This is a genomic window from Nitrospirota bacterium (assembly GCA_016212185.1).
Classification (GTDB): Bacteria; Nitrospirota; Thermodesulfovibrionia; order UBA6902; family DSMQ01; genus JACRGX01.
In genome coordinates this window covers 1-14,071 of sequence record JACRGX010000071.1, presented here as the reverse complement: position 1 = coordinate 14,071, position 14,071 = coordinate 1, and the positions used below count along the sequence as shown (strand labels likewise).

14 protein-coding genes are annotated in these 14,071 nt (G+C 43.6%); 10 read left to right on the top strand and 4 right to left on the bottom strand.

The genetic code is table 11. The features are described from left to right. Positions 1-243: 243 nt before the first annotated feature. Positions 244-951 (bottom strand): bifunctional demethylmenaquinone methyltransferase/2-methoxy-6-polyprenyl-1,4-benzoquinol methylase UbiE, encoded by a 708-nt coding sequence (ubiE, locus tag HZA10_08650; GenBank protein ID MBI5196378.1) that lies wholly within the window; start codon positions 949-951, stop codon positions 244-246. A gap of 203 nt (positions 952-1,154) precedes the next feature. On the opposite strand from ubiE, the gene HZA10_08645 reads away from it, so the two are divergent. The 9 genes from HZA10_08645 to nrfD (HZA10_08605) all read left to right on the top strand — a co-directional run bounded on the left by HZA10_08645 (position 1,155) and on the right by nrfD (HZA10_08605) (position 8,955). Then, complete coding sequence (locus HZA10_08645; GenBank protein ID MBI5196377.1) at positions 1,155-1,616, top strand: cytochrome C; 462 nt, start codon at positions 1,155-1,157, stop codon at positions 1,614-1,616. A 22-nt stretch (positions 1,617-1,638) separates the two neighbouring features. After that, positions 1,639-2,403, top strand: a complete 765-nt coding sequence (locus HZA10_08640; GenBank protein MBI5196376.1) for a 4Fe-4S dicluster domain-containing protein — start codon at positions 1,639-1,641, stop codon at positions 2,401-2,403. A gap of 31 nt (positions 2,404-2,434) precedes the next feature. Continuing rightward, on the top strand, positions 2,435-3,676 hold the full coding sequence (gene nrfD, locus HZA10_08635; protein ID MBI5196375.1) for a polysulfide reductase NrfD: 1,242 nt from the start codon (positions 2,435-2,437) through the stop codon (positions 3,674-3,676). 76 nt (positions 3,677-3,752) lie between these two features. Further along, positions 3,753-4,163, top strand: coding sequence for a Rieske 2Fe-2S domain-containing protein (locus HZA10_08630; GenBank protein ID MBI5196374.1), 411 nt, complete (start codon positions 3,753-3,755; stop codon positions 4,161-4,163). Positions 4,164-4,177: 14 nt separating this feature from the next. Further along, on the top strand, positions 4,178-5,239 hold the full coding sequence (locus HZA10_08625) for a cytochrome bc complex cytochrome b subunit (GenBank protein ID MBI5196373.1): 1,062 nt from the start codon (positions 4,178-4,180) through the stop codon (positions 5,237-5,239). Continuing rightward, complete coding sequence (locus HZA10_08620; GenBank protein MBI5196372.1) at positions 5,236-6,087, top strand: cytochrome C; 852 nt, start codon at positions 5,236-5,238, stop codon at positions 6,085-6,087. Before HZA10_08625 ends, HZA10_08620 begins: the two co-directional genes overlap by 4 nt. A gap of 140 nt (positions 6,088-6,227) precedes the next feature. Continuing rightward, positions 6,228-6,803: a hypothetical protein gene (locus HZA10_08615; GenBank protein MBI5196371.1), complete on the top strand. Its 576-nt coding sequence runs from the start codon at positions 6,228-6,230 to the stop codon at positions 6,801-6,803. Beyond that, positions 6,781-7,707, top strand: coding sequence for a 4Fe-4S dicluster domain-containing protein (locus HZA10_08610; protein ID MBI5196370.1), 927 nt, complete (start codon positions 6,781-6,783; stop codon positions 7,705-7,707). The genes HZA10_08615 and HZA10_08610 overlap by 23 nt, the downstream gene beginning before the upstream one ends. A 21-nt stretch (positions 7,708-7,728) precedes the next feature. Next, on the top strand, positions 7,729-8,955 hold the full coding sequence (gene nrfD, locus HZA10_08605; protein ID MBI5196369.1) for a polysulfide reductase NrfD: 1,227 nt from the start codon (positions 7,729-7,731) through the stop codon (positions 8,953-8,955). Between the two features lie 32 nt (positions 8,956-8,987). On the opposite strand, the gene HZA10_08600 is transcribed toward nrfD (HZA10_08605), so the two are convergent. The 3 genes from HZA10_08600 to HZA10_08590 form a co-directional block, all read right to left on the bottom strand. Beyond that, complete coding sequence (locus tag HZA10_08600; GenBank protein MBI5196368.1) at positions 8,988-9,956, bottom strand: redoxin domain-containing protein; 969 nt, start codon at positions 9,954-9,956, stop codon at positions 8,988-8,990. 199 nt (positions 9,957-10,155) lie between these two features. Beyond that, positions 10,156-10,722, bottom strand: coding sequence for a hypothetical protein (locus tag HZA10_08595; GenBank protein ID MBI5196367.1), 567 nt, complete (start codon positions 10,720-10,722; stop codon positions 10,156-10,158). Positions 10,723-10,850: 128 nt separating this feature from the next. Then, positions 10,851-13,115, bottom strand: coding sequence for a hypothetical protein (locus HZA10_08590; protein MBI5196366.1), 2,265 nt, complete (start codon positions 13,113-13,115; stop codon positions 10,851-10,853). A gap of 106 nt (positions 13,116-13,221) precedes the next feature. On the opposite strand from HZA10_08590, the gene HZA10_08585 reads away from it, so the two are divergent. Then, positions 13,222-13,941, top strand: a complete 720-nt coding sequence (locus tag HZA10_08585; protein MBI5196365.1) for a hypothetical protein — start codon at positions 13,222-13,224, stop codon at positions 13,939-13,941. Positions 13,942-14,071: the final 130 nt, after the last annotated feature.

Here is a 14,071-nt window from a genome sequence, read left to right as displayed (position 1 = left end):
GGTCGGAAAAAAAGCTTTAGAGCAACACATCAGACAGACAATTATTTTCAGTAAGAAGTTATAATTTATCAGGCAAATAGTATGGCAAAATAATTGTCTCTCAAAGAACTCTGTTGCGTTCTAAAGATTTTTTTATGACTGGGTTTCGTAATATACTTACCAAGAGAAGGCATAAATATCTTCAAAACCCTTTAAATAAACTCAACATACCTAAGAGCAGGCACAAATACCTGCTGTCAGCGATTATTTTTCCCCGACATGCACTGTCACAATACTGAATGTCAACGGATAATAGCGCACCTCTTTTAAGCCCGACTCCTCCATTATCTTTTTAAATTCGTCCGGCGGGGGAAAATCAATTACAGATTCCGAGAGATATTCATAAGCGCCTTTCCTGCCGGAGATTGCGCTGCCGACGGCAGGCAGAAGTTTTGTGAGGTACAGGCGGAACGGTAATTTAAACAACCGGCTTTGGATGCTTGTAAATTCCAGGACAACTATCCTGCCGCCGTCTTTAACCACCCTTGCCATTTCCATAAGCCCTTTTTTGTAATCAGGGATGTTCCGTATCCCGAAGGCAATTATTGCGGCATCAAATGTCTTATCCTCAAAGGGCAGGGCGGTTATATCTCCGATGCGGAGTTCTATTTTATCCTGTTTCCCTGTTTTTAATATTTTTTTCTTTCCGGTCGCAATCATTTGGTCGCTGAAGTCCACTCCGGTTACCGTTGCCTGAGGGCGCTGTTTAATGATCTCCAGCGCAACATCTCCTGTGCCTGTGGCTGCGTCAAGAAACAGACCGTCTTTAACCACGGGAAGCTGTCCCACTGCAAACCGCCTCCAGTAACGGTCCCTGCCGAAACTCAGCAGTTTATTAAGAAGGTCGTACTGCGGCGCAATTGAAGAGAACATGGTTTGTATTTTGACTGGATTTTTTTGAAGCCTGTTCATAGTCTTTTTACAAGGAGTTTATAATTAGACCTTTTATTATGTCAACTTCCGCATTCCTAACAGACAAGCAAGTTATAAGATAAAATTATAGATGCATAATTTTTTTTATTTTGACTGATACTGTTGATTTTGTTATGTTAGTGTGTTTTTTGAAAGCCCTTGTCTTGTATTGTTCTTTTTTAGAAAAAGGGAGGGAAAGGCAGTTGAAAAGTCATGTATGGCGTCCATTATGGGTTGCAATAGGGCTTGTAGTGGTAATCCTTATTGCAAGGTCATTTGTAGTCCCTTCGGATTTCGGTGTTGGAGACAGGGGATTCATGTATAGTTATCACAGGAAAAGCAATCTGAATGAATGGAAGGCATTTAAGGTTAAATACCGGACAAAAGAATACTGCAAAGACTGCCACGAAGATAAATATAAATCCAATATGGCATCCAAGCACAAGGTTATACAGTGCGAAAACTGCCATGGGCCGGCAATAGAGCATCCTGAAAATCCCGAGAAACTAATTGTTGATAAAAGCAGGGAACTGTGTATCAGGTGCCATGCATACCTGCCTTACGCATCAAGCATGAGGTCAAAGATTAAAGGGATAAACCCGGTAGAACATAACCCTGATGACGGGTGCAGCGCTTGCCACGATCCGCACAACCCTGATATATAATAGAGGAACTGTAAATATGGGAATGACAAGAAGAGGATTTATAATAACCATTGTTAAAGGAGCTGCACTTGCTGCGCTGCCTGCAGGCGCCTTGAAGGTCTTAAGCCCTTCTGAAGTAATGGCAGCCATAAAAGAAACCCCTGTCCTGTGGGGTTTTGTCGTTGACACATATAAATGTGTCGGCTGCGGCTTGTGCGTCAAGGCCTGCAAACAGGAAAATGAGATTCCTCTTGAAGTGCCTGTTTCAAGGACGTGGGTGGAGAGATATATAATACTAAAAGACGGCAGGGTGTTGATTGACTCTCCGCATGCAGGTGCAAACGGTTTTACCTCGCAGAAGGTCAACAATATAGAAGTGAACCCCGAGAATATTGCAAAGGCGTTTTTTGTACCCAAGCTCTGCAACCAGTGTGAAAACCCGCCATGTGTGCAGGTTTGTCCGGTAGGCGCAACGTATAAAACGACAGACGGCGTGATACTGATTGACAGAAAGTGGTGCATAGGCTGCGGCTACTGTATTCAGTCATGCCCTTACGGCGCAAGGTTTTTCAATCCCATACTTAGGGTAGCTGAGAAGTGCACATTCTGCTACCACCGTATTTCTCAGGGCATGAAGACTGCCTGCGTAGATGCCTGTCCGTTTGGCGCGCGTCAGATAGGAAACCTTAAAGACCGCAACGACCCTGTAACAAAAATCATCCAGAATGAAAGGGTGTCTGTCCTGAAAGATGCATTCGGGACAAAACCCCAGGTTTACTACATTGGGATGGACGAAAACGTGAGGTAATTTATAGATGACACCTGAAATAAAAGAATTAATTGTTCACGGCGCAGAGTGGACGACTAAAGAGTTGTTTACATATCCCAACGAATATATATACTGGACCATCCAGATTGTAATGTATCCGTTGATGACGGGGTTTGTTGCAGGCGCCTTTGTATTGTCGTCTCTTTATCATGTCTTCGGGCAGAAAGATATCAAAGACCTTGCCAAGTTTTCGCTGGTCTTTTCCTTTGCCCTTCTTATCGTTGCCCCGATGCCGCTTCTTTTTCATTTGCAGCAGCCTCAGAGAAATACGGAGGTCTTTTTCACTCCCCACTTCACATCAGCTATTGCCGCATTCGGCATGGTTTACCTCATTTACATGATGATAGTCGCTGCAGAGGTATGGTTTGTCTACAGAAAACACTTTGTTGAACAGGCAATAGCCCTTATAGGAAAGGGCGGGCTGATTAATTTTGTCAACAGGTTAATCTTTAATCTCCTTACCCTCGGCGCCTATGATATCGGAGAGCAAGCTGTTCACAAAGACGAAAAATTAATCAAGGTACTTGCAGGCATCGGTATCCCTGTGGCGTTTTTTCTGCATGGTTATGCAGGATTTATCTTTGGCTCGGTTAAGGCAAATGCCCTCTGGACGACGCCGCTTATGCCGATCATATTTATTATGTCCGCAGTGGTCTCGGGAGTAGCCCTCTGCATGGTTACATATATTGTGATAATGGAATGGAAGAAATTCAGGGCCAAGAAAAAACATGAGGATCAGGTTTCCGTAGAGATAAAAGGCGCGGAAGTTGACGTTATACGGAAGACTTCAAAATACCTCATAGCCGCCATGATTGCGGCAATGACCCTTGAGATGCTGGACCTTGTATTCAGGGGTTATACTGCCATGAAGTCATGGGACATACTCCGCTCGGTCATTTACGGCAAGGACTTTTTTAATATCTTTGTGCTCCAGTACCTCTGCGGCAACCTCATTCCTTTCATACTCCTCCTGATACCCGGACTGACAATAAGAAGGGCGGTTATCGCAACGTTGCTTGTTCTGTTAGGGGTGTTTATGATGAGGTGGAACGTTGTAATCGGCGGACAGGCATTTTCCAATTCATACGCCGGCTATATGCACTATAGTATGCCGATTATCCCGCACAATCTTGAAGCTTTTAAGGAAGGTGCCGCAGGAGCGCTTGTTATTGCCATTCTGCCGTTTGTTTTTTTCTGGTTCTTCAATAAATTTGCGCCTTCTTTAAAATTCAAGAGAGATAATAATGAATAAAACAGCTTTTTGATTGACAAACAAAGTTGTTTCTGTTATTTTTTAAATGTTTTAAATTTTTCAAGAGGGCACTTAAATGAAGAGACGTGGTTTTTTAAAACTTCTGACTTTTGTTTTAGGCTCGGCGGCCGTGGGCGCCTTTGCTTATCCGTTAGTACGGTTTCTTACCCCCCATGAGGCAAAGACAACAGGAGAACAGGTAACAGTCAAAAAGAGCGATTTACCTCTCGGCGAAGGAAAAGAAATTGTCTTTGGCGGCACCCCTGCCATTGTGGTAAACGTAAAAGGCATGGGCTATATAGCCCTGTCAAGAATCTGCACACACCTTGGATGCCTTGTTGAATATAATAAAGAGATAAACAGATTTATCTGCCCCTGTCATGCAGGCACCTTCAGCATTGAGGGACACATCATATCAGGGCCGCCCCCAAAACCGCTGACGAGGCTGCTTCTGAATGTGCAGGGGGAGAATATAATAATAGGATAGGAATCAGTAATTTTATGTGGCAGAAGATAATAAACTATCTGGATGAAAGAATAGGCTGTGAATCATTTGTTCAAGACAAACTGAAAGGGTACAAAGTCCCCAAAGAGACTAATATATTATATACCCTCGGGATTGTCAGCTTAGTCGCATATATGGTCCAGGCTGTTTCAGGATACTTTCTCCTCGTCTACTATATACCTCATCCCGACTATGCATTCAAAAGCGTACAGGAGATAATGAATAGTGTCCCTTTCGGCTGGCTTCTGAGGATGATACATATTGTAGTCAGCAACCTTATGGTTGTAGTTGTAACCCTGCACCTCATATCAATTTTCATGCTGCTTGCGTATAAGAAACCAAGGGAATTAACATGGGTAGCAGGTGTGTGTCTGCTGTTAATCACGCTTATATTCTGCCTCAGTGGTTATTTGCTGCCATGGAGCCAGAGGAGTTTCTGGGCAACAACTATTGTCACCAATATACCTACGGCTTTCCCTGTGGCAGGTGATTATATTGCCAATCTCCTGAGAGGCGGAGAGTTAGTGACAGGAACGACGCTGTCAAGATTTTTTGCCCTGCATGTAGCATTCCTGCCGCCTATTTTCCTGTCTATTGTCGGATTCCATGTCTTTCTGGTAAAGCACCTGGGGTTTTCCGCTTCTCCCCTCAACACTCAGGGAGAAAAAATGACTGAAGGATATCCGTTCTATCCGTACTTTTTATTAAAACAGGTTTTTATGATTATGGTGTTTTTTGCCACGGTGTTCTTTGTGATAACATTTATGCCTACCTTCTTCATCCCTGAGGCTGCAAATACACCGGCTGATCCTTTTAAGACGCCGATTTCCATAAAGCCTGAGTGGTATTTCCTTGCTCCGTATCAGATGTTTAAAATTATTCCCAATAAATTTTTTGGCATATCCATGCAGATATTACTTACTGTGGTTTTCTTGCTATGGCCATTTTTAGAAACAAAAAACGAAAAAAACATTTTTAAACGCCCGTTTCTTCTCGCTCTTTTAATAGTAGCGGTGATAATGTGGTTATCCTTGACTGTCTGGGGGAAATACTCGTGAGATATTTTATTCTTCCGGCGCTCATAGCTTTATTGTTTTCGTATCCGGCAACCGCAGGATACAAAGAAGCCTTTGAGAAAGAATTCTTATATAAATCGTGGGGCGGCGAAGAACTGGAGGTAAATGCTTGCATTGAATGCCATTCCTCCAACAGCATGAGACCCGAATTCCGGAGCATCCCGCAGGAATGGAAGATGAGCTGGCATTACCAGAACAATGTAATGTGCCATGACTGCCACGGCGGCGACTACAAGGATGCAACTATGTCAATGTCGCATCAAAGGGGGTTTGTCGGGACTCCCAAACCTGCGGATATACCGCAGTTCTGCGGGAAGTGTCACATAGGTATTCTGAGGAATTATCTTGAAAGCGGACACGGCAAGGCGTTGCTTGCCACAGGGAAAGGACCGAACTGTGTTATCTGTCACGGCTCCCACAACATACAAAAAACAACCATGGATATTATTAATGAAGGCAGATGCACAAAGTGCCACTCGTACGAAAGGGCAAAGATTATGAAACAGGCGCTTTTTGTAACGGAAAATAAAATAAAAGAGATTGACAGCCAGCTTGAAAGCCTGAAGACAGAAGGAATATATACCGGTAATGAAAAGCGGGAGCTGTTCAGCACACAGGCAGAGTTTCACGCCTTGTTTCACACAATTGATGCCGACCTCGTAAAACAGAGGACCGATGAATTTATGCAGCGGCTAAACGCTATTGAGGCAAAGATAAAAGAATCAATTGATGAAATTCACTTCAGGAAAAACTTTTCCACCTTCCTTATGCTTATCTTTATCGGGCTGAGTGTGGTGGTTGGCCTGCTTGCAAAGACATACAAAGATTAAGTTGTTTATACAAAAATAATTTAATCGTTGAAGCAAAAATTGGAGAAACCGCCACGCAGTTAATTATACCTGTGTGTAAAATTAAGATGATGAAAAATGTCTGTCAAATATTCTTTTTTGCCGTAACGGCGGTATTGTTTTTGTCTGCATCTGCAGCAGCCGCAAACGATGTACCTCATCCTCAGTATTTTGTGCCCCCGCCCCCTTTCTCAGAAGGCATTTTCCCGTGTTCTGATTGCCATTCAAATATGGAGGTAAACCAAAACAGAAGGGAGCTTGAGTTTCATCAGGAGATAAAGCTTAAACATGCGGAAGATCAAAGATGGTGTCTTGACTGCCATAACCCCGCCAACAGGGATAAGCTGAGGCTGGCAGGCGGAAAGCTGATTTCATTTCAGGAGTCGTATTATCTGTGCGGCCAGTGCCACGGGACTCATTTCCGCGACTGGAAAGCCGGCGTACACGGCAAAAGAACAGGGATGTGGAATGGAGAAAAGCAGTACCGCCTTTGTGTGCACTGCCATAATCCGCATCAGCCGAGGTTTAAACCCCTGGAGCCTCTGCCGCCGCCTTTAAGGCCCGAGGACAACAAATTTAAAAAATTAACAGATGGCAGCATACCGCTGAACCCGATTAATAATATATCAGAGAAGGTTTATTCTATAGTGCCTGAGAAAAAACTGAAGGACAAAAATGGACAAAAAAAACAAAAATAACATCATACAAAAACCCTGCAGCAGAAGAACATTTCTTAAGGGAGCAACCGCCGGGCTTGCATCCTTAGCATTGCCGGCAGGCAATGCAGATGCGTCTGTCTGGGAGGCGTTCTTCCAGAAGCATTTCAAGGAAATGGATGATGACGAGATCCAGTCTGTCATAAAACGTCTGCAGAAAGAATACGCAGATAATTACGGCGTAAATTTTAACATAAAAAACACAAAGCCTCTTGAAGGCACTCTCTTCGGGTATGGATTGGATCTTTCAAGGTGCATAGGCTGCAGGAGATGCGTTTATGCATGCGTAAAGGAAAACAATCAGTCCGTGCAGCCGCAGATTCACTGGATAACAGTGCTACGGTTTAAGAAGGGGGAAAAATACGTAAGCAACTTTGAGGAATCAGAGGCATATTATGCCCCCAAAGAGGTTCCTGAAGAAGGTCATTTTTATATGCCGATTCAATGCCAGCAGTGCGAAAACCCGCCGTGCGTAAAGGTATGTCCCACGCAGGCAACATGGAAAGAACGCGACGGGATTGTTGTAGTTGACTATAACTGGTGCATCGGATGCAGATACTGTATGGCAGCCTGTCCGTATGGTGCGAGACATTTCAACTGGGGCAAACCGAACAGGTCCAGGGAGGAATACAATACCGAAACCCACTATCTTGGTAATCGTCCCAGATACAAGGGGGTTGTAGAAAAATGCACCTTCTGTATTCAGAGAACGAGGGAAGGGAAATACCCTGCGTGCGTTGAGATCTGCCCGGTTGGAGCCAGGAAATTCGGCAACCTGTTAGACCCAAACAGTGAGATACGTTACTGTATTGAAAATAAAAGAGTCTTCCGTCTCAAGGAAGACCTGAATACATCGCCGAAGTTTTATTACTTCTTTGCTGATTAGTTTTCACAAGGAGATACAGATATGTTAAATGTTTTGCAGCCGGTTAAAAATTTTTTCGTTACAGTAAAATTCCTGACAAAAGGCAGTAAGTGGTATTACGGATGGCTCGCCTTTCTCTTGTTTTTTATTGTTTTTGGGATTATTTCGTATATAAGGCAGCTTGACCAGGGCATGATACTGACACATATGAGAGATCAGGTCTCATGGGGTATGTACATTTCCAACTTTACATTCCTTGTCGGAGTAGCTGCCGCAGCGGTCCTCCTTGTCATACCGGCATATCTGTATAATTTTAAACCCATCAAAGAAATCGTTCTCTTTGGCGAAATGCTCGCCATTACCGCTATAGTTATGTGCCTGCTTTTTATCATGGCAGATCTGGGAAGACCTGACCGGGCATGGCATATCCTGCCCATAATCGGAGCGATGAATTTCCCAAATTCTCTTCTTGCATGGGATGTGGTGGTTTTAAACGGATACCTTACGATCAATACAATCGTAGTGTTCTATGTCCTCTACAGGCTGTCTCTTGGCAAGGAATACAAAATGTCCATCATATGGCCCCTTGTTGTCTTATCAATACCATGGGCAATCAGCATCCATACTGTTACGGCATTTTTATACAATGGTCTTTCGGCGCGGCCGTTCTGGAATGCATCAATATTGGCGCCGAGGTTTATCGCATCTGCCCTCTGTTCGGGCCCTGCGCTGATGCTGGTAATATTCCAGATTATCAGAAAGGTTTCTGACATTGAAATTGCAGACACTGCGATATTTAAAATTGCAGAATTAATTGCGTATGCTATGGGAATCAACCTGTTTTTATTCTTTGCCGAGGTCTTTAAGGAGTTTTATTCAGGCAGTGTTCACCTTGCGCCAATGGAATACCTTTATTTCGGCCTACACGGCCATTCCAACATGGTTATCTGGATGTGGCTTGCCCTGATATTCAACATAACCGCTTTCATACTCTTCCTGAGACCGAAAACAAGAGAGAATTATTTCACCTTAAATTTGGCATGTACTTTGATAATCCTGGGAGTTTACATAGAAAAAGGCATGGGGCTGATTGTCCCGGGATTTATCCCCAGCACACTTGGAGAAATCTATGAGTACAGCCCCAGTGCAGTTGAAAAAAGTATAACCATCGGCATATGGGCTGCCGGGGCGATGGTCTTTACGTTACTGCTGAAGTTTGCACTCCCTGTCTATACGGGGAAACTACGATTTAAGACTGGCTCAGAATAATCTAATTTATCTGGTTTCATGCAAAAAGGGGATTATATGTCCCCTGAAATAATCCTGAAGAGCCTTTTTATATATTCCCAGCGATTTTCATTCAACTCATACGCCCTGCCAAGTTCGTAGTATGCCCTCAGAGGGCATGGGTTTTTATCAACGGAATCAGCAAGAATTTTTAAAGCTTGAGTAATGTCTCCTTTTAAGATAAACGCTGCGCCAAGTCCTGTCTTTGCATCATGTGAGGCAGGCTCTATTTGCAACGCCTTACTAAACTCATCAACCGCTTTATCCGCTTCTTTTGCAGCAAGAAACAGGAAGCCAAGCATTATATGGGGCCTGGCAATACCGGGTTTTATCTCTATGGATTTTTTGACGGCTTCTTCCGCCTGCCCGTAAAGCCCTGACTCTGTAAATTTTAGCGCAAGATTGTACCTTCTTTCTGCTATTGCCGATGCCTCGTCAACAGCCTCTGGCATGAAGGAAAGGATATCATCTAATTTCTTGCTGTCTATTTCGCCGAGCATATACTGAAGATATGCCTCAAGGGTTGTCTTATATGTAAGAGGATGTCCGGGAATCTCATAGGTAAGCTTAAAATTCCTGTCTATAACCAATGTTGATGGATATACCCTTATCCCGTAGTCTCCAAACACCTGCCTGTCTGCATCTGTAAGGACAGGGAAATCTATGCCGTTATCATTGACTGCCTTTTGAATCTTTTCCCTGTTTTCTCCGCCTGCTGTCAGACTTATAGCACGCACGCCCTTATCTTTATATCCGCGGAGGATATCATGAACGTCTTTAAGCGCATCAAGGGAACGTTTGTGGTCTGGCTTCCAATAAATGACAATTACTATTGAGCCTTTGTGTTTGCCCAATGAAACAACCTTTCCATCAAGGGCGTTCAGGGTAAAATCAGGCACTGTCCCGCCATGCGGAATATTGACAGCATAGGCCGGAGGGGTAATCAGGAATAAAAATGAAAACAATAAAATTATCTGCTTCAAGGTTTTTCTCAGGCTGTTTTTCCCCTCTCACCTGATTTTGATAGTCCACTTCATATATTTAATAATAAGCAATTACAGAATTGAGGTCAAATAGAATTAATTAATAAAACTTATTTCAGCCGGGGCAAATTCGTGCCGCAAAAAAAAGGAATCCGGAAAATCCGGATTCCTTTTTTAAATTGCTGCCTCACAACAACTCTTAGTGCTGATATTTAAGCGGTATATGCTCGTGGGTGGTCTTAAGCTTTTCTTTGAAGTTGAACTTGTACTTGGCATCAACTTTTTCGTTGAATGGGCCGTCCCCTCCATGGCATTCCATACAGCCTTTTTCATCCTCTGAAGGAATTATCAGTCCTTTAGCCTTTGCCTCAGACAGCTTGAACTCCTTGTTCTTCTTCATTATTTGTAAGTAGTCGCTTCCGGGACCGTGGCATCCTTCGCACTGTACGTTAGCCAACTCAGGTGTTTCTGCAAGGCTCTTGAAACCGCCTTTGCCGTAGCCTGTTGTATGGCATTTCAGACAATTCGGGTCAGCAGTATAGTCTTTGTTAGGGTCTATTCCTGCCTTCTTTTTTTCAGCCGCCTTGACGCCCGGTTTTAAATTATCAGTGCTTGTTGCCATCTTTGTTTCCTGCCATGACTTATATTCCTTTATATGACACATCTTGCACTTTCCGCCGCCGATGTAACTTGCTCCTTCACTGGTAAGGATTCCTACGCTGAGAAGGAATGTAACAACGAGCATTAACGTAAAGAGTCTCTTCATTAATATCACCTCCTCTCCTTGTTTGATTATTTTAAAACTTTGTCAAAAAGACAAACCTTTTAATTATAAGAAAACTTTCCCGACAGTGTCAAATGAAAAATTTAAAGTGAAAAATTTAAAGCTTAAAATTATCTTTTTTTTGCGGGAGTTGGGGTGCGTGCTGTCTCTACTCTTTCATGAGGGTCATGGAAATATTTATACCTAAAAAGGGCGTCAAGGCCATGACAGTCTATGCAGATATTATTATAACTTACATTCCTTAAAAAACTGGTAGTTACGTCGCCCTCAAGGTTCTTGCCGGCGCCTTTTTGCTTTGCCAGAGGGCTCCACTGATGTGCGTTGTGACAGGAGGGGCATGAGATATTGCCGACATTTACCTCCCTGCCGTTTTTATCATAAATGGGCGTATAATCTATTGCCAGCCTGTTGGAGCGCAGGATATTATTTATCAGTTTTCTTTCGGGGTGGGTTGCGACAGGAGGAATTTTTTTCTCGGCGATATTGCCCTTGGAATGACAGCCTATGCAAAGGGAATTCATAATGCTTTCATTCTCAGAGATTTGCCCGTAAGACCTTGCCCATAATTTCAATTTATTGGGGCTGTTGTGAACAAGATGGCATACGCCGCACTGGCCGGATTCTTTTGGCGTCTGGCCCAGCAGATTTTTGGACTGGGGAGCTGTAATGTTCAGGTCATGGTCTGTACCGTCAATAAATGCCTTGTCCTTATGGCAGGTCTCGCAGAGGTCTGAAAACGGCGAAGCCGCCCTTCTCAAAAAACTGTTTGACGCATCCCCTTCAAGGTTTTTATTTACATAACCTGTGACAGGATTGGCAGGGTTCCAGACGTGTGGGTCGTGGCAGGTGATGCAGACCATCCTTCCGCGCTGCGTTTTGTTGCCGTTTTTGTCATAGAGCGGGAGCGTTGTTGATATATTGAATTTATCCAAAGTAACATCAACCGGGTGATAAATCTCTCCTGTGAGTTTTGCCTTTGCCGCCCCGTTTTTATTATGACAGCTAAAGCACCACTCTGTAACAAAATCTTTTCCTCCGGAGGCTTTCTTGGCCCACAGGTGCTCTCCTCCTGCATTATGCGGGATATGGCAGGCGCCACACGGCCCTGACGCCTGAGGAGTAAACCCCTGTATGTTTTTCTCATCAGGGGCTGTTACCTCAAGGTTATGGTCGGATGTCAGCACCTGCTTTTTATCAGTATGGCATTGCATGCACAAATTGGATGCCGTGCTGTTTGATACCCTTAAAAAACTGTTTGATGCATCACCTTCTATCCCCTTGTCGCCTTTGTTGTCAGGAGACTCCGGGTCCCACTGATGTATATCATGACAGGTAAAGCACTGAACCTTTCCGTCAGGCTCTTTAGTCCCGTCCTCCAGAAATAACGGGAGGACGGTCGGCATGTTTTCCTTTAACCCCGCGACATTTATCGGATGCGAATATTTACCGATGCGTTTTGTTTTATAAGCTGAGCCCTCTTCGTGGCATGTCAGACACATTTGCGCTGCCGGATTGCCGGGATTCAGTTTCCTGGCCCAGAGTTTCCTGCCTCCGGCATTATGCGGGATATGACATGCGCTGCACGGGCCTGACTCGGACAATGCCTGCTGTTTTATATTTTTCTCTTCAGGGAGCGTCTGCCTCAAATCGTGTTTAGTCGTAATCAGACTCCCCTGTTTTTCATGGCATGTTGCGCATAACTCTGAGTTTTTATTATTAATCACTAATAATTTGTCGCCTCTTGCCCCATGCACTTTATGGCATGATTCGCAGATTACCATATTTTTATCTGTTGCCTTTTTACTACCCATAGCAAACAATTTGTCGGGCAGTTTAGCCGCGACTACGTCTACGGGATGACTGTTGGAAGACCTGTATGCAGCTTCATTCCTGTGGCACATCTTGCACAGGCTTGAATTGACATTGGGAAGGCGGTAAACATATGTTGCTCCTGTATTATCGTGGGCAGCAGCGCCAAGCCCGTGCGCTGAATGACAGGTTCCGCAGTAAATCTCGTTTTTTACACTTAAGGGAAGCGTTGAAGGGACTGTTATATTTTTTGAAGGCACGACAAAGGTCTTGTGCCTGTTATATTTCCAGACAATATACCGTGAATCATTGACATAGCCGTCGTGACAGCTATAACAGATTTCCTCTGAGCTTTCAAGACCCTGCGTGTCTTTCTTCAGCGTATTGCCAGGCTGCCATTTAATCAGTGTTTCTTTCCCGGTCCTGAAGTCGTCCATCCATGTGACATGGCATACTACACAATCTCTTTTTTGGGACACTTCAAGCGCAAAGGCACTGGCCATTGTCAGTTGATAACTGATAGTGAGCAGTACAACGCATCTCGCTATCCCGGATTTAAATGACATACGCTTGATATTAATTATAACGAATTATGCCTTAATTTGTACTAATATTTTTATTGCTTGATTATAAAATGCACATGTATTATTTTAATTAATCTCCTTTTTTGATATGCAAATTAATGACAGACGCTGTTTTAAAGAGAACAAAAGTATACTTCAACATAAAGCAACAATTCACACCCTGCTGATTATTATCGGCTTCCTTGCCTATTCAAACACCTTTAATATATCTTTTCAGTTTGATGATGCATCCAATATTGTAGAAAATCCCATTATCAAAGACCTTCAATATGTTGCAGAGCCTTCAAATGCAAAAGCATTCCCCTTATACAACACTTTTAAAAACAGGTTTATAGGCTATTTCACATTTGCTCTGAATTACAGACTATACGGCCTTGATGTCACAGGCTATCATATAGTCAATCTCGCAATCCATATCATAAACGCACTGCTTGTCTACTGGCTGGCGCTTCTGACATTCTTTAAAGGGGCAAAGGGGCAAAGGGACAAAGTGGCAGAGGGGCAGGATTCACTGTCAATGGTCAACGGTCAACAGTCAACGAACTTAATTGCCTTATTCTCCGCCCTTATCTTCGTCTCCCACCCTGTTCAGACGCAGGCAGTCACTTACATTGTCCAGAGGTTTACGTCGCTTGTAACAATGTTTTATCTCCTGAGCCTTGTGATGTATGTGAAATTCAGAACTCAGAACATAGAACTCAGAGCACAGAGCACAGAGCACAGAGCACAGACAAAAGGCAAAAAATCTTTAGTCTGTCATCTGTGTTCTGGTATCTGGGCTCTGTCCTTTCTGCCGTCCTTGCCATGAAGACTAAGGAAATTGCCTTCACCCTTCCGATAATAATTGTCCTTTATGAATTTGTTTTTTTCAGCCCTAAACTTAAAATCCAAAACCCTGAACTCGAAACTCTAAACTCTAAACCCGAAACTCCAAACTC